Raw genomic sequence first — 21,494 nt, forward strand, 5'->3', positions numbered from 1 at the left:
CCAGGCACGGGTGGGGCGGTAAGGTAGCAGGTCGATACCTTCGACAAAAGCGCTGGATGACCGCTGCGGTGAGCGGTCGCGGCTCAGTTGAGGAACAGCGTCAGCGTCTGGCCCGGGGTCAGGGCGGACGCGATGCGCGGATTCCAGTCCTGCAGCGCCTGTACGCCGATGTTGTAACGCTTGGCGATCTGGTAGAGCGAATCGCCCGCCTTGACCCGATAGTAGGTCGGCGCGCCCTTGCTGTTCTTGGCGGTCTTGACCGTGTAGGACGCCGGCACCGCGGTTGCGGTCGTGGTGCGGGTCGCCACGGCGTTGTCGTGCAGCTTCAGGGTTTCCCCCACCTTCAGGCCGCGCTTGCCCAGGTCGTTCCAGCGCTTGAGATCGGCCAGTTCGACGTCGTTGGCGCGGGCGATGGACCAGAGGCTGTCGCCGGTACGGACCCTGTAGGTGCGCACCACCGGCTCTTCGGCCACCGCGATGGTCTCCAGCGGCGTGGTGGCGTTGCCGCTTTGCCGGCGCGGGATCATCAGTTCACGGCCGGCGGCCAGTCGGGTGTTGCCACTGAGCTTGTTGAGCGAAGCGAGCTGTTCGACGCTGACCTTGTTGCGCTTGGCGATGGTGCGCAGGGTGTCGCCGCGGCGCACCCGGTACTCCTGCCATTGCACCTCGGCATCGGAGGCGATGGTGGGCAGGGTGGCCATCAGGCGCTTGGCCTTCTCCGCCGGCACCAGCAGGTGCTTGGGACCGTCCATGGCCACCCGCTGGGTGTAGGCCGGATTCAGGCGATAGAGTTCGTTGGCATCCAGGTTGGCCAGCTCCGCGACCCGGGTCAGGTCCAGATGCTGCTTGATGTCCACCACTTCGAAATAGGGTTCGTCTGGGATCGACTCCAGCGCCAGGCCATAGGCGCCTGGGTTGCGCACGATCTGGGAGACGGCGAGCAGCTTGGGCACGTAGTCCTGGGTTTCCGGCGGCAGCGAGGAGAGGTTCCAGTAGTCGGTCGGCAGGCCCAGCGACTGGTTGCGCTCGATGGCGCGGCTGACCGTGCCTTCGCCGGCATTGTAGGCGGCCAGGGCCAGCAGCCAGTCGCCGCCGAACATGTCGTGCAACTTGCTCAGGTAATCCAGGGCGGCATTGGTGGAGGCGGTGATGTCGCGGCGGCCATCGTAGAAACGGGTCTGGCGCAGGTTGAAGTACGCGCCGGTGGTGGGGATGAACTGCCACAGGCCGGCAGCGGCGCTGCGGGAGAGGGCATTGGGATTGAAGGAGCTTTCCACCACCGGCAGCAGTGCCAGTTCCAGCGGCATGTTGCGCTCTTCCAACCGTTCGACGATGTAGTGCAAATAGGGCGCGCCGCGACTGCAGGACTGGGCCAGCGCGGCTTCGTGACTGGCGTACCACAGCCGTTGGCGATCGATGCGCGGGTTGGTGGTGTTCTCGCCCTGGCCCTGCAGTTGATAGCCGTCCCGTACTCGGTCCCAGATGTCGCCACTGGTGGCAGCCGCCGCCGGCGCCTTGCGCAGCCACTCCGGTGGACGCTGCATCTTGTTCGGCGTCATTTCCAGGTCGGCCTGGTAGGCACTTTCCGGCTGTTGCTGGTTGCTCTGGCAACCGGCGAGGAAGAGGGCGAGGCACAGGGCGGAGACTTTGAAGGAGGTGGCCAGCACGTCTATTTCGCGGGTTTTCGGCGTCGCTGGCGGCATCGGTCTGGGCATTCCGGGATTTGGAGGATGGGCGATTCTAGGAACCGCCTCCCGAGGGGTCAAGGAACAACCCACTAGCCTGTGACCTGTACGACGACGGAAAACCAGGCGCCACGGCGTCCTTGCCGGGCCTCGCCATTGCGTGTCAGAACGTGTCCTTCCAAGCGCGCAGGGCGGCGAAGAAGGTATCCTCCGGCGCGTCCGCCGCTACGCTGCGTTCCTGCTGCAGGCGCTGCCGGACACTGGGTTCGCCGCTACGCAGGAAGGGGTTGATGGTACGTTCGCGGCCCAGGGTGCTCGGCAGCGTGGACCGCTGGGCAGCCCGCAGGCGCTGGGTCTCGGCCGCGGCAGCCTGGATGGCGGCGTTGTCCGGCTCCACCGCCTGGGCGAAGCGCAGATTGCTCTGGGTATATTCATGACCGCAGTAGAGGTGGGTTTCGTCCGGTAGGCTGGCCAGGCGGCGCAGGGAATTCAGCATCTGCGCCGGGGTGCCTTCGAACAGGCGGCCACAGCCTGCGGAAAAGAGCGTGTCGCCACTGAACAGCAGCGGTTGTTCGCCAGGAACGTAGTAGGCGAGGTGACCAGCGGTATGCCCCGGCACGCGAATGACTTCGACGGTCGCGTCCAGCACCGCCAGTCGATCGCCGTCCGCGAGCGGAAGGTCGACGTCGGCGATGGCTTCGTCGGCCGGCGCGGTGACCCGGGCGCCGGTACGCTGCTTGAGGGCGGCGATGCCGCCGGTATGGTCGTGGTGATGATGGGTGACGAGGATGTCGGTCAGCCGCCAGTCGGGATGGCCATCGAGCCAGGCCAGGACCGGGCCGGCGTCACCCGGATCGACGACGACCGCCCGTCTCGTCGAGGCGTCCTTGATCAGCCAGATGTAGTTATCGTTGAAAGCGGGCAGGGGAAGGATGTCGAACATGGGGGCAGCTCTCTGGTCGGAACGCGAGTTCCTAGGGTAGCAGTCTCGAGGACGGCGACGGTTTCGGCTTCTGTATGAGAGGACCAGACGATGCACGATGAATTCTCGGCCCAGGTGGATCCGCGCTGGCTCAAGCTCATGAGTTCCGCCCGGGAATGGATGGCCGGCCCCTTGGGGCAACTGCTGCTGGAACAGGAGCGGGTACTGATCGACGAGGAACTCAAGCGCCACTTCGGCAGCTATCTCATCCACTATGGGCCTCATCCGGCCGCGCCGGCCAATTGCGGCCAGTTGCGGCACGCCGTGCGCATCGGGCCGCCGCTGGGCGATGTCGATATCGTCTGCGAGGAGGGGGCCTGGCCGCTGGGAGAACATGCTGCCGACGTGGTGCTGCTGCAACACGGGCTGGATTTCTCGTTGTCGCCCCACCGGTTGCTGCGCGAGGCGGCCCTGAGCGTACGGCCCGGCGGGCACCTGGTGGTGGTGGGTATCAACCCCTGGAGCCTCTGGGGCGTGCGGCACTATCTGGCGCGCGATGCCTTGCGCAAGGCCCGCTGCTACGGGGCCAGCCGCGTCGCCGACTGGCTGTCGCTACTGGGCTTCGCGCTGGAGAAACGCCGCTTCGGGTGTTATCGTCCGCCGCTTTCATCCCATAAGTGGCAACAGCGCCTGGCCTGGATGGAGCAGGGGGACATCGATCCCCACAGCGAACAGGCCGCGGGGGCGGGCTTCTATCTGCTGTCGGCCCGCAAGCTGATGTTCGGGCTGCGTCCCGTGCCTCAGGTCCGCAAGGAACCGCGCGGCAAGCTGGTGCCCATGCCGGTGGCCAAGATCGCCCGGCGCGAATCGAGTGAATCCAATGAGTGACGACATCGTCGAGGTCTTTACCGACGGCGCCTGCAAGGGCAATCCCGGTCCGGGTGGCTGGGGCGCGCTGCTGAAGTTCCGTGGCGCGGAGCGCGAGCTCTGGGGCGGTGAAGCCAACACCACCAACAACCGCATGGAACTGATGGCGGCCATCCAGGCCCTGGCCGCGCTCAAGCGGCCGTGCCGTATCCGCCTGACCACCGACTCCGAGTACGTGATGAAGGGCATCACCCAGTGGCTGGTGAACTGGAAGAAGCGCGGCTGGCAGACGGCCGCCAAGCAACCGGTGAAGAACGCCGAGCTCTGGCAGGCCCTCGACGAGCAGGTCCAGCGCCACGACGTGGAATGGCGCTGGGTGCGTGGCCATACCGGTCACCCGGAGAACGAGCGGGCCGACCAGTTGGCCAACCGTGGGGTGGATGAAGTCCGACAGATCAAACAGGCCGCTAAGGCCTAGCGGCGCGAGAGGTGACGATGAGATACGTAGTTCTGGATACCGAAACTACCGGCATGCCGGTCACCGATGGCCACCGCGTGATCGAAATCGGCGGCGTCGAGGTCATCGGGCGGCGCCTGACCGGGCGTCATTTCCACGTCTATCTCAATCCGGATCGGCAGATCGACGAGGGCGCCATTGCCGTCCACGGCATCACCGACGAATTCGTTGCCGACAAGCCACGTTTCGCCGAGATCGCCGACAGCTTCTTCGAGTTCATCGAAGGCGCCGAGCTGATCATCCACAACGCGCCCTTCGACGTGGGTTTCATCAACGCCGAATTCGCCCGGCTGGGCAGCCACCCCGAGCGCGCCGACATCACCCAGCACTGCACGGTGCTCGATACCCTGGTCATGGCTCGTGGTCGGCACCCCGGCCAGCGCAACAGCCTGGATGCCCTGTGCAAACGCTATGGGGTAGACAACTCGAACCGCGAACTCCATGGCGCGCTGCTCGACGCCGAGATCCTGGCGGATGTCTACCTCGCCATGACCGGTGGCCAGACCAGCCTGTCGCTGGCGGCCCACGGCCAGGAAGGCAACGGTGACGGCAACTATGTGATGCCGATCAGGCGATTGCCGGCCGATCGCCCCCGCACCCGGGTGATCAGCGCCACGACCGCCGATCTCGAAGCCCACGCGGTGCGCCTGGCGGCCATCGAGAAGAGTTGCGGCAGGACCCCGCTCTGGCTTGCAGGCGAACGCGCCGAATAGTCCTACGGTTCATGCCTCTTCCGGCGGATTGGTAGATCAGGGCGCCAGGGCCTACGCTCGTCCGAATAAGCAGAAAGGCTTCACAATTTTCAGCTATCGTTCAACAAAGATGGTGCACGCTGACCGTTTGGACCTGAATGAAGTGCCGAATTTCGAATCACCTGGAACTTTGTTCGCTTTCAGGATTCCTATGGCGAATCAACGTGATCGCTGCGCTTGTACGATCAATTGGCGGGCGGCGACGAGAGTGGCAGGTTCCGCTCGAACGCCTCTGCGGTGATGCGCAGGTGGAAGAAAACGGTTGGCGTGACCTGATCAGGATGATCCGGGTACCTTAGCTTCATCAGGAATAGCAAGCCTTTGATCCCGTTCTTGGGTGGCGTTTGCGAGGTTGTAATGGCGCAGGAGGCGTAAGGCACCATGGTGACCGGAGCGAGAGCTTTGAGCTTGGTCCGCGAACAGTTGTTCGCGACCATTGAGGAAGCTGAATCCCATCTTGAACGATTCATCGTCGAGCGGCATTGCAGCAGCCTCTTGCAACGTGCGGTCGAAAGCATCGGCCAGATTCGCGGCGCCCTGACGCTCATCGAGCTGTCAGGCGCTCAACTGTTGGCGCATGAAACGCTGCAGATCGCCAACGACATCCCTGCCGGTGCCGGCCCCGAGCATGACGAGCACCTGATGTCGATCTGTCGCGGTCTGCATGTGCTGCGTCGCTATCTCGAACAATTGCGCAGCGGGCAGGATGAAATGCCCGAACTGCTGTTGCCGGCCATCAACGCCCTGCGGCTGGCCGGTGGTGAGCCGGAATTGCCGGAAAGCTACTTCTTCAGCGTTCGCCTGGATCAGCGGCCTTCGCTCAGCGCCACGACCCGGCTGGCCTATCGCGACCGCCAGAACCAGGCGCGCAGTATGCGGCGGACGTACCAGATCGGCCTGCTGGGCTTCCTGCGAGACGTCAACACCGCCGCGAGCCTCAAGCTGATGGCGCGGGCGCTGGAGCGCTCTGCGAGCCTGTTGCACGACCATGTCGGCGGCTACCTGCCGTGGGTCGCCGCGGCCGCTGCCGAAGGCTTTGCCCAGGGCCGCCTGACCGCCACGCGCGAGCGCAAGCAACTGTTCGCCCGGGTTGACCGGGAATTGCGGCAGATGCTCGGCAACGAGTTGCACGAGCCGGCGCGCAGCACCTTGAAAGAGCTTCTTTACTTACTGGCGCTCGCCGGTGTCGACAGCGATCATCCGCGCCAGGTGATGGCAGCCTATGGTATCGAGCGCCTGGGCTTCACCGATGCCCAGCTGGAAGCGGGCAAGAAGCGCCTCGCCGGCCCTGGCCATGCGGTCATGCATTCATTGTCCGCGGCGATTCGCGAAGAGCTGGAAACGGTCAAGGACCTGATCGACGTCATCGAGAACGAGGTCCGCGAAGGTTCTGAATCTAGTCGCTCGGCGGTGTCCGACAACTTCTCCCGGCTCTATGTCCAGGTCGGACTGCTCGGCAAGACGCTGGAGATGGTCGGCCAGCAGAACGCGGGCGAGGTACTGCAGCGGTGCCTGCCCACGCTTTCCCAGTGGAAGGACAAATCCCTGACCCTGGAGGACCTGATTCCTCTGGCGGACGCCTTGCTGCTGGTGGAGAGCCTGGTGGCGCAGCCCGAGGGGCAGGCCATGGTGCTCGACGTACCGCTCGAAGCCAAGGACGTCCAGGTCAGCGTCGCCCATTACCAGTTGGGCGAGGCGCAGGCCCTGCTGCATCGCGAGGCGTACAATGGCCTGAACGAGGCCAAGCGGGCCATCGGTGCCTTCCTCGATTCGCGGGGCGATGTCCTGCATCTGGCCACCGTTCCGGCGTTGCTCGATACCGTGCGCGGAGCGCTGTTCTTCCTCGGTAACCCCCGTGCCGCCGAGCTGGTGCGTGCCTGCACTGGCTACATCCAGCGCTGCATGATCGAAGGGGGGCAGGCTTGCGAGCCTGCCACCCTGGAAGTCCTGGCGGACGCTCTCAGCAGCATTGAGTTCTTCGTTGAGAGCGGTGGTACCGAGAGTCAGGACGGCACGCCGGAGATCCTCGACATCGCTGCCCAGAGCATTCGTGCCCTGGGCTGGACTTCGGCCGCCGCATGACCGCGTGGCAGCCCGGCTGGTTCCAGACGACCCAACCGTCGTCCGGCCTGCTGGTCGTGCACAGTGGCCAGGCCTTTCTCAGCAGCGGAGCGGACGTGCTCTTCAGCGCGGACGATCCGCGCATCCATGGGTTGGAAGGTGATCGTCACGGTCTCGGCCAATGGCAGTCCCAGGCCGTGACCCTCCTGGAGCTGGATGCTCCGACCGACGTCGAAGGCTGCAGCTGGCAGCCGCTCCGCCCGCTGATGCTGCAATCGCCCCATGCGCTGTTCAAGCTGATGGGCTATGCCAATCAGATCGGCGTCTGGGCCCGCCAGCATAGATTCTGCGGCCAATGTGGCACCCGGACCTTCGCCCTCGACGGCCAGCGTGGTCTCACCTGCCCGAATTGCCGGCTCACTCAGTATCCGCGGCTGTCCCCCAGCATGATTGCCCTGATCACCCGCGGCGACGACGTGTTGCTGGCGCGCTCGCCGCGTTTCGCGCCGGGTGTCTTCAGTACCCTCGCCGGCTTCGTCGAACCCGGTGAGTCGGCGGAAGCCTGTGTGCACCGGGAGATCATGGAGGAGGTAGGGGTCACGGTGGGTAACCTGCGCTATCAGGGCAGCCAGAACTGGCCCTATCCGCACTCCCTGATGCTCGGCTATCACGTCGATTACCGGGCCGGTGAGATTCGCTGCCAGCCCGATGAGATCGAGGATGCCCGCTGGTTCGACCTGCGGGATCTGCCGCTGCTGCCGCCGCCGTTCTCCATCTCCCGCTATCTGATCGACCTGTACCGGGTCGAGCGGTTAGGCGGCGCCAAACCAGTGTTGCCAGATTAGTTTCACGGTCAGGGCCAACACCACGCAGATGAACACCGGGCGGATGAACTTGGCACCGCCGGCGATGGCGCTGCGCGCTCCCAGGTAGGCACCCAGCGTCAACGACAGCCCCATGGTCAGGCCCAGCACCCAGAGTACCTGACCGAGGATGATGAACATCGCCAGGGCGACGCCGTTGCTGACGAAATTCATGGTGCGAGCGACACCGCTGGCCTTGAGCAGATCGAGTGGGTAGAGGAGCAGGCTGCTGACCGTCCAGAAGGCGCCGGTACCCGGGCCGAAGACCCCGTCGTACATGCCCAGGGTGACGCCTTGCGGCCATTGGCGCCGTTGCGGTACGGGGGCATCGCTAAGCACCGGGGCCTTGGGCGTACCGCCGAACAGCAGGTACAGGGCGCAGCTGAACACTACCACCGGCAACAGTTGATTGAGGAAATCCGCTGGTAGGTGATGAGCGATCAGCGCACCCGCGCCGGCCCCGACGCCCGTGGCGATCAGCGCATTACGCCATTGGCGTGGCTGGAAGAGCTTGCGGCGATAGAAGGTGTAGGCCGCCGTGGCGCTGCCGAAGGTGGAGCTGAGCTTGTTGGTGCCGATGGCCAGATGCGGCGGCACGCCAGCCATCAGTAACGCCGGGACCGTCAGCAGCCCCCCACCGCCGGCGATGGCGTCGATGTAGCCGGCGAGGAAGGCGACCCCGGCGAGCAGCAGAAGGGTCGTGGGGTCCAGAGCGAAGTCGAGCATGGGAAGGGCAGGCCAGGTGGAACGGGGGCGCCATCATGCACCAGTCGCGTGCCCGTCACCACCCGTGACGAATCCCGCTCAATCCAGCGCCGGGAAGGGCAATCCGACGTAGTTCTCCGCGATGGTGGTACGCCCCGCTTTGGAATCGAACAGGGCGCACCATTCGGCATCCTGGACGCGCTGGGTGAAGGCATCGGTATCGGGAAAGCGGTGCAGGGCGGTGGTCATCCACCAGGAGAACCGTACGGCGGCCCAGATCCGCTTCAGGCAGAGTGTCGAGTAGCGCTCCAGGCAGGCGGCATCGCCGGTGCGATAGGCTCTTTCCAGCAGCAGGTGCAGATTGCGCACGTCGCCCAGGGCCAGGTTGAGGCCCTTGGCCCCCGTGGGCGGTACGATGTGGGCGGCGTCGCCGACCAGGAACAGCCGGCCGTACTGCATGGGTTCCACCACGTAGCTGCGCAGCGGGGCGATGCTTTTCTCCAACGACGGTCCGGTCACCAACTGAGCGGCCGTTTCGGCGGGGAGACGGGCCTTGAGTTCGTCCCAGAAGCGCTCATCCGACCAGTTCTCCACCGAATCACCGGCTTCCACCTGGAGGTAGTAGCGACTGCGGGTGGCGGATCTCATGCTGCAGAGGGCGAAGCCGCGTGCGTGACTGGCGTAGATGAGTTCCTCGCTGGCGGGTGGGGTGTCGCTGAGCAGGCCGAGCCAGCCGAAGGGATAGACCCGCTCGTACTCGGTGAGCACGCCGGCGGGGATGGCGCGGCGGCACACGCCGTGGAAGCCGTCGCAACCGGCGATGTAGTCGCAGTCGATCCGCAGCGTTTCACCGGCGACCTGGCAGGTGACGTAGGGCCGGTCGCCCTTGAGCTGGTGCGGCTGCACGTCGCTGGCCTCGTACAGGGTGGCGGCTCCGCTGGCGCCGCGCGCCTCCATCAGGTCACGGGTCACCTCGGTCTGGCCATAGACGGTGACACAGCGCCCGCCCAGCAGGTCGTTCAGATCCAGGCGCTCGCGTTTGCCGTCGATGGCGAATTCCACCCCTTCGTGCACCTGGCCTTCACGTTCCAGGCGCGCGCTGACGCCGGCCTGGCGGAGCAGATCCACGGTGCCCTGTTCGAGGACGCCGGCACGAATACGGCTGAGGACGTGGTCGGCGCTCTGGCGCTCGAGGATGATGTTGTCGATGCCGGAGCGGGTGAGCAGCTGACCGAGGAGCAGACCGGAAGGGCCGGCGCCGATGATGACGACTCGGGTGTGCATGGAAGTGTCCTCTTGTGGGGCGTGATCGCCGCGTTCTTGTAGGGCTCCCCGGTATTTTTGGACGGTTTACGGCAGGGTGGTCAGCCTGTTGGCGTCTGAAATCTGGTACTTTTCAATGATTCGTGCGGCTATCGCCCGAGGTTGGATCATGAGTGACGCCTATCCACCCATCTTCAAGCTGTACGGCGAGGCCCAGGCCTGGCCCGATCCCGATCTGCTGCATTGCGAGACGATCGAGAGCCGTAGCCGCCTCCACGCCTGGAACATCGCGACCCATCGCCATGCCGACCTGGTGCAACTGCTGTACGTCCGCCAGGGGCGGGTGGAGCTGCAGTTGGAGGATTGGCACGGTGCCCTGTCCGGGCCCTTGCTGGTGGTGCTGCCGGTACTCTGCGTCCATGCCTTCGAGTTCGATCCGGCGGTGGAGGGCTTTGTCATCACCCTGCCCGTGCCCCAGGTGGAGCGCCTCAAGCTACGTTGTCAGCGGGCCGGCCAGGGGCTGTTCCAGAGCGCTGCGCGGCTGCCGCTCGCCGCGACGGAAGCGGGATGGATCGATCAACTGGTTGGCCAGCTGGTCGGCGAATACGAAGGGCGCAGACCCGGACGCGAGGTGATGCTCGAGGCCCTGCTCGACAGCCTGGCCATCTGGTTGCTCCGCCAGCAGACCCGGGCTGTGGCAGCGGCCTTGCCACGGCGTGCCGAGCAACACCTGGGACGTTTCCTAGCCCTGGTGGAGCAGCATTATCGTGCCCACTGGAACCTGGGGCGTTATGCGGCTGCCCTGGGCATCTCCGGGGTACATCTGAATACGCTGTGCCGTGAGTTGGCCGGCGCCTCGGCGTTGGAGATCGTCCATCAGCGCCTGCTGCTGGAGGCGCGGCGCAGTCTGACCTTCACCCAGGCCCCGGTCGCGGAAATCGCCGACGCCCTGGGCTTTGCCGATCCCGCCTACTTCGCCCGCTTCTTTCGTCGCGGGACCGGCCAGAGCCCGCTCAACTATCGACGTCGTGCAGGCGGGCAGGACCATCGGTGAGGCCGGCATCCGTGGCGGCCAGGGTTTCCCCGACGCGAGCCGCCAGCACGTCCAGGTTGAAGGGCTTGGCGATCAGGGTCATTCCCGGTTCCAGGTAACCCTCCAGATGGGCACCTTCGGCGTAGCCGGTGGCGAAGACGACCTTGAGGCCGGGCCGGTGCTGGCGGGCGATTTCCGCCAGTTGGCGACCGTTCATGCCGGGCAGGCCGACATCCGACAGCAATAGATCGATGGGACGCGTGCTTTCCAGGATCGGCAGGGCACCACGGGCGTCCTCGGCTTGCAGCGTCGCATAGCCCAGTTCCCTGAGCAGCTCCACCACCATCTGCCGGACCACGGGCTCGTCCTCGACCACCAGGATGGTCTTGCCGGCCCCATTGGGCGTCACGGTGGAGGGTGTCGCAGGCTGCACCTCGACATCGGCCCCCAGGTAGCGCGGCAGGTACAGACCCACGGTGGTACCGCGCCCGGGGAAGGAGTCGAGCCGGACGTGGCCCTTGGACTGCTTGGCATAGCCGTAGATCATCGACAGGCCCAGCCCCGTGCCCTGGCCGATGGGCTTGGTGGTGAAGAAGGGATCGAAGGCTCGGGCCATGACTTCCGGCGGCATCCCGGTGCCATCGTCCGCCACCAGCAGGGCGACATAGTCTCCGGCGCTCACCGCATCCAGGCCGTTGCCGCTTTCGCTCAGGTAGACATTGCGCGTCTCGATGCGGATCGTCCCGCCATCGGGCAGGGCATCGCGGGCGTTGATGACCAGGTTGAGCAGGGCGCTTTCCAACTGATGGGCGTCCGTAAGGGCCTGCCAGAGGTCGGCATGCAGATCCAGGACCAGGCCGATGTCGCCCCGCAGGCTGCGCAGCAACAACTCCTCCATGGAGCGTACGCTGTCGTTGACCTGGATCGGTTGCAGGTCCAATGCCTGGCGCCGGGAGAAGGCCAGCAGGCGCTGGGTCAGCGCGGCCGCGCGCTGGGCGGAGGTCAGGGCGGAATGGAGGTACTGGTCGAACTTGTCCTGGCGCCCAGCCTTGTGGTGGCGCTGCAGCATGTCCAGGCTACCCATGATGCCGGTCAGCAGGTTGTTGAAGTCGTGGGCGATGCCGCCGGTGAGCTGGCCAACCGCTTCCATCTTCTGCGCCTGACGCAGCTGTTCCTGCAATTCCTGCTGTTCGGTGACGTCCCGGCCCACGGCGTAGATGAGGTCGTCTTCGGCACTGGCCGTCCAGTCGAGGACGCGATAGCTACCGTCACGGGCTCGTACGCGGGCCCTGAGGCTGGCGGCGCCCTGGCGTGAGCCCAGGCTGCGCAGGGTGTCGAAGACCTGGTGCTGGTCGTCCGGATGGACCAGCTCGGTCAGTTGCAAGGTAGCGAGATCGGTTTCGCGGCGACCCAGCAGACGGGTCGCCGCGCTGTTGACTGTCTTGACCTCGCCATCGGCGTGGCAGATCACCATGAGGTCGTGGCTGATGCGCCACATCCGGTCGCGCTCGCGAGTCCGCAGTTCGATCTGCTGTTCGAGTTCCTGGCGCGAGCGGGTGAGCACCTCGCGGGCGTCCACGATGCTCTGGATGTCGGTGCAGGTACCGAACCACTGCTCGATCCGTCCCATGGCGTCGCGGACCGGCTGGGCCCAGCCGAGTACCCAGCGATAGCGCCCGGAGCGATGCCGCAGCCGGTACTCGATGTGATAGGGCTCGCCAGTGCTCAGGCTGTGGTGCCAGACTTTCCAGGTACGTTCCTGGTCGTCAGGGTGAAACACGTTGGCCCAGCCTTCGCCTTCCGTGGAGCCTACGGGCACGCCGGTGAACTCGTACCAGCGGTCGTTGAAGTAGAAATGGTGACCGTCGGGGCGGGTGGCCCAGACCATCTGGTCGATGGAGTTGATGATGGCCCGCAGCTGCGCCTCGTTGCGCGCCAGCTCCTGGGACTGCCGGCGATGGCCGCTGATGTCGATGAACAGCACGGCGAAGCGATCACCGGGCAGCCGATGCGCGCGTACCTCGTACCAGTGCTCGTGTGGCATGTGCAGCAGGATATCGAACTGGACGAACTCCGCATCCGAGTTCATGAAGTCGGCATAGGCCGGCAGCAGACCCGCCTCCAGTTGCGGCATGGACTCGCGTAGGGTCCTGCCCAGCACCTGGTCCAAGGGGACGCCGGTGAGGCTGGAGAAAATGGGGTTGACCTCCAGGAAGCGGAAGTCCTCCATGCGCCCGGCTTCGTCGCGGATGGCCTGGGCCATGTAGAAACCCTCGCGCATGCCGTGATAAAGCTCCTGCAGCCAGAGATCCCGCTCGGTGATGGCGGCTTCGTTGTGTTTGCGTTCAGTGATGTCGTAGCAGACGCCAAGGTAACGCTGGGGCCCCTGGCCGGTCATCAGCTGGCCACGCCGCCCGAGCCAGCGCTCTTCGCCCGTGTCGGCGCGGCGGATCCGGTATTCGAGGTAGTCCAGGGCGTCATCGTCAGGGGTGGCGGTCAGGGTGCGCAGCGTGCTCACGTCGTCCGGATGCAGCTGCTTGACCAAGTCGTCCAGCCGATAGCTGCGCCGTTCCGGCAATCCCCAGAGATGACAGAAGCCAGGGGAGACCAGCAAGCGGGATTCCCCTGGCAGGAGTTCGAAGGTACCCACCCGGCCGACCAGTTGTGCCAGACGTACCCGCTCCTCGGTCACCAGCTGTTCACTGCGATCCTGCAGGACGTGGGCAAAACCCCTGACCTCGTCGGCCTCTCTCAGCGCCGTCGTCGCCACCTCCACCCAGCGGATTTCCCCGCTGCGGATACCGATCCAGCCCGCGCCCCGGCCATGGTCCTCGATCAGTGCCTGGTGCTGGGCCGTGGCGAGGAAGCTGCCATCCCGTTCCGCGGCCAGCAAGTCAGAGAGTAGCCAGCCGAGGGTGTCCGCTGCCGACCAGCCACAGAGCAGCTCGGCTCCGCGATTCCAGTGCTCGATGCGCCCCTGGCGATCAGTGATGATCAGGGCGTGGGACGTCAGCTGTGCCAGCGCCTGCTGCTCGAGCGAAGAAATCGACATTCGTGGCTTCCCTGTGACTGGCGCGCGTCAGGCTTCGACACCCTCGCTCAGTTGGACATTCAAACTGCGCAAGGCATTCCAGTACTCAGGATAGGTCTTGCCGACGCACTCCGGGTCGAGAATGCGAATGCCGGCGACCTTGAGGCCCGCCAGGGCGAAGCTCATGGCGATACGGTGATCCGCATGGGTTTCGATCACCGCCTCGACCTGGCTGCCGGCCAGGGCCGGGTCGGCAGCGACCAGCAGGTCGTCCCCCTCGACCGTCGCCAGGCCGGGACGGATGGCGTTCAGGCCGTCGTGCAGGGCCGCGACGCGGTCGCATTCCTTGACGCGCAGGTTGGCCAGCCCGACGAAGCGTACCGGGGTCTCGTTGAACGCCGCCAGCACCGCCAGGGTAGGGATGGCATCTTGCATCTGCGAGCCATCGATGACGGCCGGCAGCCGCGGGAAGGCGGCAATGAATTCACGCGCCTTGGCATCGGGCTGGGTGAAGGCAGCGTCGGCCACTCCCAGGTCGATGGCGCCATCGGTCAGGGCTTGGGCGGCCCAGAGATAGGTGGCGGCGGACGCATCCGGCTCGATGAAGTAATCACGGGCGACGTAGCCGGTCGGGGCGACGCGCCAGGTCGCCGCATCGAGCTGCTCCACGTCGGCACCGAAGGCACGCATGGCGGCCACGGTGAGATCGACGTAGCCACGGGCACCGATCTCGCTGCCGCGCAGGGCGACGTCCACGGGTTCGCTGCCCAGGGCGGCGAGCATCAGCAGGGCGGAGACGTACTGGCTGGAAAGACCGGCGTCCACCTCGAAGCGGCGGGCGTTCAAGCGACCCTGGCCCGCTACCGTCACCGGTGGACACCCAGTGGGAGCGTCCACCTGGATGCCGTTGGCGCTCAGGGTTTCCAGCAGGGGCCCGATGGGCCTTTTCTGCATGTAGGCGTCGCCGGTCAGGGTCACGTCGCCGTCGACGGTCGCCACTGCCGCGGTAAGAAAGCGCACGGCGGTACCCGCGTTGCCCAGGAACAGGGGCTGCTCAGGGCGTTGCAGGCGGCCGGAGCTCGTCACCACGAAGGTGGTGGCGTCGGGTTCGTCGATGGTGACGCCCATCTGCCGCAGCGCTTCGGACATGTGGCGCGTGTCGTCGCTCTTGAGCGCGCCGGAGAGGCGGCTGGTGCCCTTGGCCAGGGCCGCCAGCAGCAAGGCCCGGTTGGTGATGGACTTGGAGCCGGGCGGGGCGATCCGTCCCTGCAGCGCGATGTTGGGAGGGGTGACGGTGATGTAGGGTCTCGCGGACATGGGGGCTCCAGGCAACTTCGCGACAGCCATGGCGGCGGGTCGCAACAAGGGCGCCATGATGCCATTTCACGGCGTGCAGGCCCAGGCATGCCAGCGCTTAATACCACCCCTGCATCAGAGAGGCCACTCTTTAAACCCCCTCTTTGTCACAACCAGGTCATCAGGTCAGGGTAGTGCTAGGGCTTTTCCGCTGGAGGCACCTGCCATGTCCCTGACCCGTCCCGATCGCCGTCGTGTCCTGCAAGGCCTGGGCGCTACGCTGCTGCTGCCTGCCCTGGGCTCCCGTACCTGGGCCGCGCCCGGTGGGCGTCCCGCCATCACCGATGGGGTGCAGTCCGGTGATGTCACCCAGGATCGCGCCCTGATCTGGAGTCGTACGGACAGGCCGGCGCGCCTGCTGGTGGAGTGGGATACCCGGGAAAGTTTCGGCTCGGCACGTAGGGTCGTTGGGCCCGTCACTACCGCGGCCCAGGACTACACGGCGCGCCTCGATCTAAGCGGATTGCCCGCCGATCAGCGCATCTTCTATCGGGTCCGCTTCGAGGACGTGGATAGTGGAGCGCTCAGCGAAGCCGTCACGGGCCATCTGCGCGCGGCTCCGGGTCAGCGCGGCGACATTCGCTTCGTCTGGGGCGCCGACACCGTGGGCCAGGGCTTCGGCATCAATCCCGACATCGGCGGCATGCGGATCTACACCGCCATGCGCGAACGCCGACCGGATTTCTTCCTGCACAGTGGCGACACCATCTATGCGGATGGCCCGGTGCCGGCGCAAATGACCGTGGAGGAGGGCCGCATCTGGCGCAATCTCACCACCGAAGCCAAGAGCAAGGTCGCCGAGACGCTGGCCGAATTCCGTGGCAACTACCGCTACAACCTGATGGACGATCATCTGCGCCGCTTCAATGCCGAGGTGCCACAGGTGTGGCAGTGGGACGATCATGAAACCACCAACAACTGGTCGCCGACCAAGGAGCTGGATGAGCGTTACCAGGTGAAGGATATCGGCATCCTGAGCCAGAGGGCGCGCCAGGCGTTCCTGGAGTACGCCCCCATGCGCGGCGTTTCGGCCGACGGGGCAGGGCGCATCTATCGGCAGGTCGCCTATGGTCCCCTGCTGGATGTCTTCGTGCTGGACATGCGCAGCTATCGCGCCGGCAACGACAGCAACCTGGGCCATGACGCCGGCGGGGCGGGGGCTTTTCTGGGGCGAGAGCAACTGGACTGGTTGAAAGGCAAGCTGCAGGCCTCGCGAGCGACCTGGAAGGTCATCGCTGCGGATATGCCCATCGGCCTGCAGGTGCCCGACGGCAAGGATGCCCAGGGCCAAGCCCGGTGGGAGGCGATCGCCAATGGTGATCCCGGCGTTCCGAAGGGCAGGGAACTTGAAATCGCCGAGTTGCTGACCTTCATCACCCGCCAACACATCCGCAACACCGTCTGGCTGACGGGCGACGTGCATTACTGCGCAGCGCACCACTACCACCCGGATCGAGCCGCCTTCCAGGATTTCGAACCCTTCTGGGAATTCGTCGCCGGGCCGCTCAACGCTGGCAGTTTCGGGCCTAATCCGTTGGATGCCACCTTCGGTCCAGAGGTGGTCTTCCAGAAGGCACCGCCCAAGCCCAATACCTCACCCCTGGCCGGTTTTCAGTTCTTCGGCGAGGTGGAGATCGATGGCCAGTCAGGACAGCTGACAGTCACCCTGCGGGATCTGGATGGCAAGGCTCAGTTCACCCAGATACTGAATCCAGCAGAGAACAATACCACCCCTATAGTATGAACGGTTGCCCTGCTTGACTCCCGTGCAAGGTAATCAAGAATGAGGCAATAATGCGCCAAAATGCTACAATTTGGCAGTTATCTGGCTGGAGTCTGCAATGTACGAAGACATCAAGAGCGCCTTCGAAAATCTCCAGGCGAGTATCGCCGCCTTCAATGAGTCGTGGCCAAGCCGGGTAGTGGCGGCCAAGGTCTGGCGACTGCCACTGTTGGCGCAGCAACGAGTGCCCGATCTCATCGAGGTCGAGGCCTTCGAGGGCAGTGCGGCAATGGAGCTTACGCGCGAAGCCCTGCTGGCCTTCCACCTCCAGCCTGGGCAGGCCCCCGGAACGGTCAGCCGCCTGCCGGGCTACATAGCCCTGGGCGAACCCCTGGTGGAGGAAATCCTCGCCATCAACGCATGCAAGCACACCTTCAGCGCAGCCATCGAGCAGACCCGGCTCGAGCTGGAACTGGCACCGGAAGCACGGCCGCGGATCATGCGCAAAGCGCTGGGCGGGGCTTTCAATACCAAGCAGTTGATCCGCAAGGTGCATGGTTTCCCTGATCCGGTACGCCAGCTGACCTTCACCTGGGCCGGCCATACCGCCGGTGGCGAGAGAGTCACGGTGGCAAAGGTCCGCGAGCAGCTCAAGACGCTGGCCCTGGCCCGAGCGGATCGAGAGCACATCGCCCTGGATCGCACGCCGGAATGGCAGGAGCACCAGGCGCTGATCCGTATGGCGGACGACGACATCCTGGTCAGGCACAAGAAGATCGCGCCTCATCCCAGGGCCATGCTCTGGTTCGGTGAGGAAAGCCGCTACGATGCCATGATCCACGCCAACCTGCCCGTGTTCGTGGTGCCGGCCCAGGACGGCATGCAGGTAGTGGATCTGCGTGACTTCGATCGCACCCAGCGCGGCGCGCTGCGTCCCGACATCAAGCCCCGTCGCGAAGTGCTGGCCACACGGCTGCTGTACCTGCCCACGGACAATCCGGAACGGCCAGCCGCCCAGCGAAACAACGAAGCCACGTTGAAGCGTTCGACCTACAGTCGCTGATCGAGGCGGGTGAGGCAAGGGCGTTACCGGATGCAGCCAGGTCGTAACGAGATCCTTCGGCAGCGGGTGAAAAGGTAACGAAATCTTCGCTGCGCCGGGCCTGTGACTGGTTGTTATTTTTTAAAATCCTTTATTTTCAATGACTTGATAATGTTGGCACAGTGCCTGCTTTATTATTGGCACAAGAACAACAAGATGCGCCGCCACAAGCCCACAACAAGAACAAGACGGCTGAAGCTCGCGAACCGATCATTTTGGAGCTCACTTCGAGTGACCAAAGTAATCTGTTCACTTCCCACCTCCTGGTGGGGCGTACTGACAATCGATGACGTTGACGTCCGACAACAAAAACAAAAGGACAACGACGTACCTGGATGAGGGAGCCCGAGGGTTCCCTTTTTTCTTGCCTGGCGAAAAGTCTCGCCGAATCGCCAAGCCATGCCCGGTACCGTCTTTCGGCAGACTGAAGCGAGCCCTGCATGCGTCCCTGAGTTGTCCTATGCTCCCCTAAACGTCGCCGTCAGTTCGGGGACGAGTCTGGTGGTTGGACAGGGGATGGGATGGATGCCGGTAGAACTGCGCGTGATGGTGGTCGGTGCGTACGGAAACTTCGGTTCCATCATCAGTCGCCGCCTGGCGCGGGAGCAGAAGATTGACCTCGTGCTAGCCGGGCGCTCGGTCCAGGTGGTTGCCCTGGCGGCGGAGCTGGGGGCGAGGTCCTGGCAGGGGGATGTACTCGGACCTGATTTCGTCGCTGCCTTGCGCACCTTCGACGTCGATCTCGTCATCCATACCGCCGGGCCATTCCAGGGCCAGGGTCATCACGTTGCCCGCGCCTGCATCGAAGCCGGTGCGCATTACTGCGATCTGTCCGACGCGCGGGAATTCGTGGCAGGTATCGCCCAACTGAACCAGGCGGCCTCTGACCGCGGCGTCGCCATCCTCAGTGGCTGTAGCTCGGTACCTACCCTGTCAGCGGCCGTCATCGACGCCTTCATCGCACGAGCAGGCAACGGAGTTCGCGTCGAAACGCTGCACTATGGCATCACCTCGTCCGCCAGGATGCCAGGCCTTTCCACCATCAAGGGTGTACTCAGCTATGCCGGCCGCCCCATCCCGCAATGGCGCAATGGCCAGCCCGTCGAGGTAGCGGGGTGGCAGGGCCTGTACCCAGTGAAGATAAAGGGCATCGGCGGCTGGCGACTGGTCGCCGATGTCGACGTGCCGGACATGGCGCTCTTTCCCCAGCGCTACGGCGCACGCGACGTTCGCTTCAAAGCCGGGCCCGGACTGGCCCTGGGCACCCTGGCCAACTATCTGCTGGCGCGGCTTGTGCGTAGCGGCCTGGTGAGCGACACCGACTTGGCGGCGCGCTGGCTGCATCGCTTAGGCCAGGGATTCGAACCGTTCGGCAACGGCAAGAGTGCCTTCTATCTGGAGCTGACCGGCCTGGCAGCGGACGATCAACCCCTGACCTACCGCTGGGAGTTGCTGGCGACGCATGACAAGGGGCCGCAGATTCCCTGCTGCGCGGCCATCGCCCTGGCGCGCAAGATGGCCACCGGTTATCGACCTGTCCCTGGTGCCCGCATCTGCGTGGGCGAGCTGGACCTGCGGGAATACCTGGACGAGATAGGACCCTCGTTCATCACGGTCACGGAGTGGACGCGATGACCTATCTGGCGCTGAAGTATGTGCACATCCTGGCTGCCGTGTTCCTGTTCGGCTTCGGCATGGGCTCCTATCTCTACCTGATTGCCGCTGCGCGCAGTCGTAGCCCTCAGGTGGTCGCGCACGTCGCGCGGATGGTGGTGTTCTTCGATACCTGGATCACCACGCCGGCGGGCTTTCTGCAGTTGGGCACGGGCATCGCGCTGGTCGGCCTGCTGGGGTTACCGATGTCTTCGGGCTGGGTACTGGGTTCGCTGGTGCTGTTCTTCGCGATAGGCGGGCTCTGGCTACCCGTGCTCTGGCTGCAAGGTCGGATGTTGAAGCTGGCTCAGCGCGCCGTAGCCGAGGGCAGGGCGCTCGGGCCAGAATTCCAGCGCGCGTACGCTCTCTGGTTCTGGATGGGCGTAGCAGGGTTTTCAGGGATGTTCGTCATCGTCCTGATGATGGTCACCAAGCTCTATCCACATCAGGTGCTGGCCTTCTTCGGCTAGCGTCCGCAGCTACCTCCTTTGGCGCGCCGCGGCACCTTGGACTAAGGTGTTCGCAGCCCAACTCCACTCTGGATGCTGCCATGGAATCCGCGAACGCCCCGTCTCCCCAATGGCTGAACGAGCCGCAACGCTGGTCCGAGAGCTATGGCTCGCTGCACGTCCGCACCGAGGCCGGCAGCGACTTCTGGCAGAAGACCCAGTACGGCTTCGCGCGCGACAACGGGCATTTTCTCGGCCATCCGGTGGCAGCGGACTTCACTGCGCAAGTCAGGATTACCGGTACCTTCACCGCACTGTACGATCAGGCTGGGCTGATGGTGCGCCTGAGCAGCGAGCGGTGGTGCAAGAGCGGGCTGGAAATCAACGACGGCATCGCCCACCTGGGCAGCGTCCTGACCCTGGGGCATTCCGACTGGGCGCTGGGGGCGGTACCGGATGCGCTGCACGGTTTCTGGCTGCGCCTGACACTGCAGGCCGAGGTGCTGCGCATCCAGTACTCGCTGGACGGCCAGGTCTGGCCGTTGCTGCGCCTGTGCCGGTTCGCGAAGGGCGAGGGCGGGGCGCCCCAGGTCGGGCCCTATTGTTGCTCGCCGGAGCGCGAAGGCCTGGAAGTGACCTTTGCCGACCTGCGGATCGGTCCGGCGCTCGGCAAGGACCTGCACGACCTGAGCTGAGGGCGCATCGCTCAGCTCATCCAGTTGCCACCGTCGACGTTATAGGTCTGGGACACCACGTAGTCGCTGTCGCTGGATGCCAGGAACAGCGCCATGCCCACCAGGTCCTGCGCCGTTCCCATCCGCCCATAGGGCACGGCCTCGCCGACCAGGCGCTTCTTCTCGCCCAGCGGGCGATTCTCGTAACGCGCGAAGAGGGCGTCCACGCCTTCCCAGTGTTCGCCATCCACCACGCCGGGGGCGATGGCATTGACGTTGATACGGTGTTCGATGAGGTTGAGACCCGCCGACTGGGTGAGGCTGATCACGGCGGCCTTGGTCGCGCAATAGACCGCGACCAGGGCTTCGCCGCGGCGGCCGGCCTGGCTGGCCATGTTGATGATCTTGCCGCCGTGGCCCTGGGCGATCATCTGCCGCGCGGCGGCCTGCAGGGTGAAGAGGGTACCGGCGACGTTGATGGCGAACAGCCGGTCATAGCTTTCGCGGGTGATCTCGACGATGGGTGCCAGGTCGAACAGCGCCGCGTTGTTGACCAGGATGTCCAGCTTACCTGTCGTGGCCACCACCTGGGCCATGGCGGCGTCGATGGCGACTTGGTCGGTCACGTCCAACGCCACGGCATAGGCGCGATCGCCCAGCTCCGCGGCGGTCTCGCGAGCCTTGTCGATGTTGATGTCGGCGATGGCCACCGTCGCGCCTTGCTCGAGATAGGCCTTGGCGAAGGTCTTGCCAATGCCGCGGGCCGCTCCGGTGATCAGCGCGCTCTTTCCTTCCAGTCTGTTCATGCTCGTCGCTCCGCTGGGCAGCTTGGGGCCAC

At 65.1% G+C, this 21,494-nt stretch carries 18 protein-coding genes; 11 read left to right on the top strand and 7 right to left on the bottom strand.

Translation table 11 applies throughout. The features are described 5' to 3' along the window. Positions 1 to 83: 83 nt before the first annotated feature. Complete coding sequence (locus tag RND78_RS22230; RefSeq protein WP_312732148.1) at positions 84 to 1,703, bottom strand: LysM peptidoglycan-binding domain-containing protein; 1,620 nt, start codon at positions 1,701 to 1,703, stop codon at positions 84 to 86. Positions 1,704 to 1,848: 145 nt separating this feature from the next. Beyond that, positions 1,849 to 2,628 carry a hydroxyacylglutathione hydrolase gene (gene gloB / locus RND78_RS22235; protein WP_312732149.1) on the bottom strand — a complete coding sequence of 260 codons (780 nt, stop codon included), beginning with the start codon at positions 2,626 to 2,628 and terminating at the stop codon, positions 1,849 to 1,851. Between the two features lie 90 nt (positions 2,629 to 2,718). Between gloB and RND78_RS22240 the strand changes: the two genes are divergently transcribed. The 5 genes from RND78_RS22240 to nudC all read left to right on the top strand — a co-directional run bounded on the left by RND78_RS22240 (position 2,719) and on the right by nudC (position 7,649). Next, positions 2,719 to 3,495 carry a methyltransferase domain-containing protein gene (locus RND78_RS22240; RefSeq protein WP_312732150.1) on the top strand — a complete coding sequence of 259 codons (777 nt, stop codon included), beginning with the start codon at positions 2,719 to 2,721 and terminating at the stop codon, positions 3,493 to 3,495. Continuing rightward, the gene (gene rnhA, locus RND78_RS22245; protein WP_059229351.1) at positions 3,488 to 3,952 is read left to right on the top strand and encodes a ribonuclease HI; all 465 of its coding nucleotides are present in this window, start codon (positions 3,488 to 3,490) and stop codon (positions 3,950 to 3,952) included. The genes RND78_RS22240 and rnhA overlap by 8 nt, the downstream gene beginning before the upstream one ends. A 17-nt stretch (positions 3,953 to 3,969) precedes the next feature. Further along, the gene (dnaQ, locus tag RND78_RS22250; protein WP_312732153.1) at positions 3,970 to 4,704 is read left to right on the top strand and encodes a DNA polymerase III subunit epsilon; all 735 of its coding nucleotides are present in this window, start codon (positions 3,970 to 3,972) and stop codon (positions 4,702 to 4,704) included. 420 nt (positions 4,705 to 5,124) lie between these two features. Further along, positions 5,125 to 6,825: a ferrous iron transporter B gene (locus RND78_RS22255; protein ID WP_312732154.1), complete on the top strand. Its 1,701-nt coding sequence runs from the start codon at positions 5,125 to 5,127 to the stop codon at positions 6,823 to 6,825. Next, a complete protein-coding gene (gene nudC, locus RND78_RS22260; protein ID WP_312732155.1) occupies positions 6,822 to 7,649 on the top strand; it encodes an NAD(+) diphosphatase in 828 nt (275 codons plus the stop codon). Before RND78_RS22255 ends, nudC begins: the two co-directional genes overlap by 4 nt. Here the strand turns inward: nudC and RND78_RS22265 are convergent. Both RND78_RS22265 and pobA read right to left on the bottom strand, forming a co-directional pair. Then, positions 7,617 to 8,393 (bottom strand): TSUP family transporter, encoded by a 777-nt coding sequence (locus RND78_RS22265; protein ID WP_312732156.1) that lies wholly within the window; start codon positions 8,391 to 8,393, stop codon positions 7,617 to 7,619. The genes nudC and RND78_RS22265 overlap by 33 nt on opposite strands. 78 nt (positions 8,394 to 8,471) lie before the next feature. Continuing rightward, positions 8,472 to 9,656, bottom strand: coding sequence for a 4-hydroxybenzoate 3-monooxygenase (gene pobA, locus RND78_RS22270; RefSeq protein ID WP_312732157.1), 1,185 nt, complete (start codon positions 9,654 to 9,656; stop codon positions 8,472 to 8,474). Positions 9,657 to 9,804: 148 nt separating this feature from the next. On the opposite strand from pobA, the gene RND78_RS22275 reads away from it, so the two are divergent. Then, complete coding sequence (locus RND78_RS22275; protein WP_312732158.1) at positions 9,805 to 10,689, top strand: helix-turn-helix domain-containing protein; 885 nt, start codon at positions 9,805 to 9,807, stop codon at positions 10,687 to 10,689. On the opposite strand, the gene RND78_RS22280 is transcribed toward RND78_RS22275, so the two are convergent. Together RND78_RS22280 and aroA are read right to left on the bottom strand one after the other, a co-directional pair. Then, positions 10,649 to 13,720 (bottom strand): PAS domain S-box protein, encoded by a 3,072-nt coding sequence (locus RND78_RS22280; protein WP_312732159.1) that lies wholly within the window; start codon positions 13,718 to 13,720, stop codon positions 10,649 to 10,651. The two genes, RND78_RS22275 and RND78_RS22280, sit on opposite strands and share 41 nt — an antisense overlap. Positions 13,721 to 13,747: 27 nt before the next feature. Continuing rightward, a complete protein-coding gene (gene aroA, locus RND78_RS22285) occupies positions 13,748 to 15,016 on the bottom strand; it encodes a 3-phosphoshikimate 1-carboxyvinyltransferase (protein ID WP_312732160.1) in 1,269 nt (422 codons plus the stop codon). Between the two features lie 205 nt (positions 15,017 to 15,221). Between aroA and RND78_RS22290 the strand changes: the two genes are divergently transcribed. The 5 genes from RND78_RS22290 (at position 15,222) to RND78_RS22310 (ending at position 20,677) form a co-directional block, all read left to right on the top strand. Beyond that, positions 15,222 to 16,799 (top strand): alkaline phosphatase D family protein, encoded by a 1,578-nt coding sequence (locus RND78_RS22290; RefSeq protein WP_312732161.1) that lies wholly within the window; start codon positions 15,222 to 15,224, stop codon positions 16,797 to 16,799. A 97-nt stretch (positions 16,800 to 16,896) separates the two neighbouring features. Further along, positions 16,897 to 17,841, top strand: coding sequence for a DNA replication terminus site-binding protein (locus tag RND78_RS22295; protein WP_312732162.1), 945 nt, complete (start codon positions 16,897 to 16,899; stop codon positions 17,839 to 17,841). Positions 17,842 to 18,405: 564 nt separating this feature from the next. Continuing rightward, positions 18,406 to 19,515 carry a saccharopine dehydrogenase NADP-binding domain-containing protein gene (locus RND78_RS22300; protein WP_312732163.1) on the top strand — a complete coding sequence of 370 codons (1,110 nt, stop codon included), beginning with the start codon at positions 18,406 to 18,408 and terminating at the stop codon, positions 19,513 to 19,515. Then, complete coding sequence (locus RND78_RS22305; protein ID WP_312732164.1) at positions 19,512 to 20,003, top strand: DUF2269 domain-containing protein; 492 nt, start codon at positions 19,512 to 19,514, stop codon at positions 20,001 to 20,003. Before RND78_RS22300 ends, RND78_RS22305 begins: the two co-directional genes overlap by 4 nt. Positions 20,004 to 20,083: 80 nt before the next feature. Beyond that, entirely contained in the window at positions 20,084 to 20,677 is a 594-nt protein-coding gene (locus RND78_RS22310; RefSeq protein ID WP_312732165.1) for a DUF1349 domain-containing protein, read from the top strand. Between the two features lie 11 nt (positions 20,678 to 20,688). Here RND78_RS22310 and RND78_RS22315 read toward each other — a convergent pair whose 3' ends face one another. Next, positions 20,689 to 21,462, bottom strand: coding sequence for an L-iditol 2-dehydrogenase (locus RND78_RS22315; protein ID WP_312732166.1), 774 nt, complete (start codon positions 21,460 to 21,462; stop codon positions 20,689 to 20,691). Positions 21,463 to 21,494: the final 32 nt, after the last annotated feature.

Origin of the sequence: Pseudomonas oryzihabitans (genome assembly GCF_032027545.1) — a bacterium.
Lineage (GTDB): Bacteria > Pseudomonadota > Gammaproteobacteria > Pseudomonadales > Pseudomonadaceae > Chryseomonas > Chryseomonas oryzihabitans_F.

Excerpts from the sequence above, each read along its gene's own strand:
- RND78_RS22230 (WP_312732148.1), bottom strand. The coding sequence starts at position 1,703 with ATGCCGCCAGCGACGCCGAAAACCCGCGAAATAGACGTGCTGGCCACC.
- gloB (WP_312732149.1), bottom strand. The coding sequence starts at position 2,628 with ATGTTCGACATCCTTCCCCTGCCCGCTTTCAACGATAACTACATCTGG.
- RND78_RS22240 (WP_312732150.1), top strand. The coding sequence starts at position 2,719 with ATGCACGATGAATTCTCGGCCCAGGTGGATCCGCGCTGGCTCAAGCTC.
- rnhA (WP_059229351.1), top strand. The coding sequence starts at position 3,488 with ATGAGTGACGACATCGTCGAGGTCTTTACCGACGGCGCCTGCAAGGGC.
- dnaQ (WP_312732153.1), top strand. The coding sequence starts at position 3,970 with ATGAGATACGTAGTTCTGGATACCGAAACTACCGGCATGCCGGTCACC.
- RND78_RS22255 (WP_312732154.1), top strand. The coding sequence starts at position 5,125 with ATGGTGACCGGAGCGAGAGCTTTGAGCTTGGTCCGCGAACAGTTGTTC.
- nudC (WP_312732155.1), top strand. The coding sequence starts at position 6,822 with ATGACCGCGTGGCAGCCCGGCTGGTTCCAGACGACCCAACCGTCGTCC.
- RND78_RS22265 (WP_312732156.1), bottom strand. The coding sequence starts at position 8,393 with ATGCTCGACTTCGCTCTGGACCCCACGACCCTTCTGCTGCTCGCCGGG.
- pobA (WP_312732157.1), bottom strand. The coding sequence starts at position 9,656 with ATGCACACCCGAGTCGTCATCATCGGCGCCGGCCCTTCCGGTCTGCTC.
- RND78_RS22275 (WP_312732158.1), top strand. The coding sequence starts at position 9,805 with ATGAGTGACGCCTATCCACCCATCTTCAAGCTGTACGGCGAGGCCCAG.
- RND78_RS22280 (WP_312732159.1), bottom strand. The coding sequence starts at position 13,720 with ATGTCGATTTCTTCGCTCGAGCAGCAGGCGCTGGCACAGCTGACGTCC.
- aroA (WP_312732160.1), bottom strand. The coding sequence starts at position 15,016 with ATGTCCGCGAGACCCTACATCACCGTCACCCCTCCCAACATCGCGCTG.
- RND78_RS22290 (WP_312732161.1), top strand. The coding sequence starts at position 15,222 with ATGTCCCTGACCCGTCCCGATCGCCGTCGTGTCCTGCAAGGCCTGGGC.
- RND78_RS22295 (WP_312732162.1), top strand. The coding sequence starts at position 16,897 with ATGTACGAAGACATCAAGAGCGCCTTCGAAAATCTCCAGGCGAGTATC.
- RND78_RS22300 (WP_312732163.1), top strand. The coding sequence starts at position 18,406 with ATGCCGGTAGAACTGCGCGTGATGGTGGTCGGTGCGTACGGAAACTTC.
- RND78_RS22305 (WP_312732164.1), top strand. The coding sequence starts at position 19,512 with ATGACCTATCTGGCGCTGAAGTATGTGCACATCCTGGCTGCCGTGTTC.
- RND78_RS22310 (WP_312732165.1), top strand. The coding sequence starts at position 20,084 with ATGGAATCCGCGAACGCCCCGTCTCCCCAATGGCTGAACGAGCCGCAA.
- RND78_RS22315 (WP_312732166.1), bottom strand. The coding sequence starts at position 21,462 with ATGAACAGACTGGAAGGAAAGAGCGCGCTGATCACCGGAGCGGCCCGC.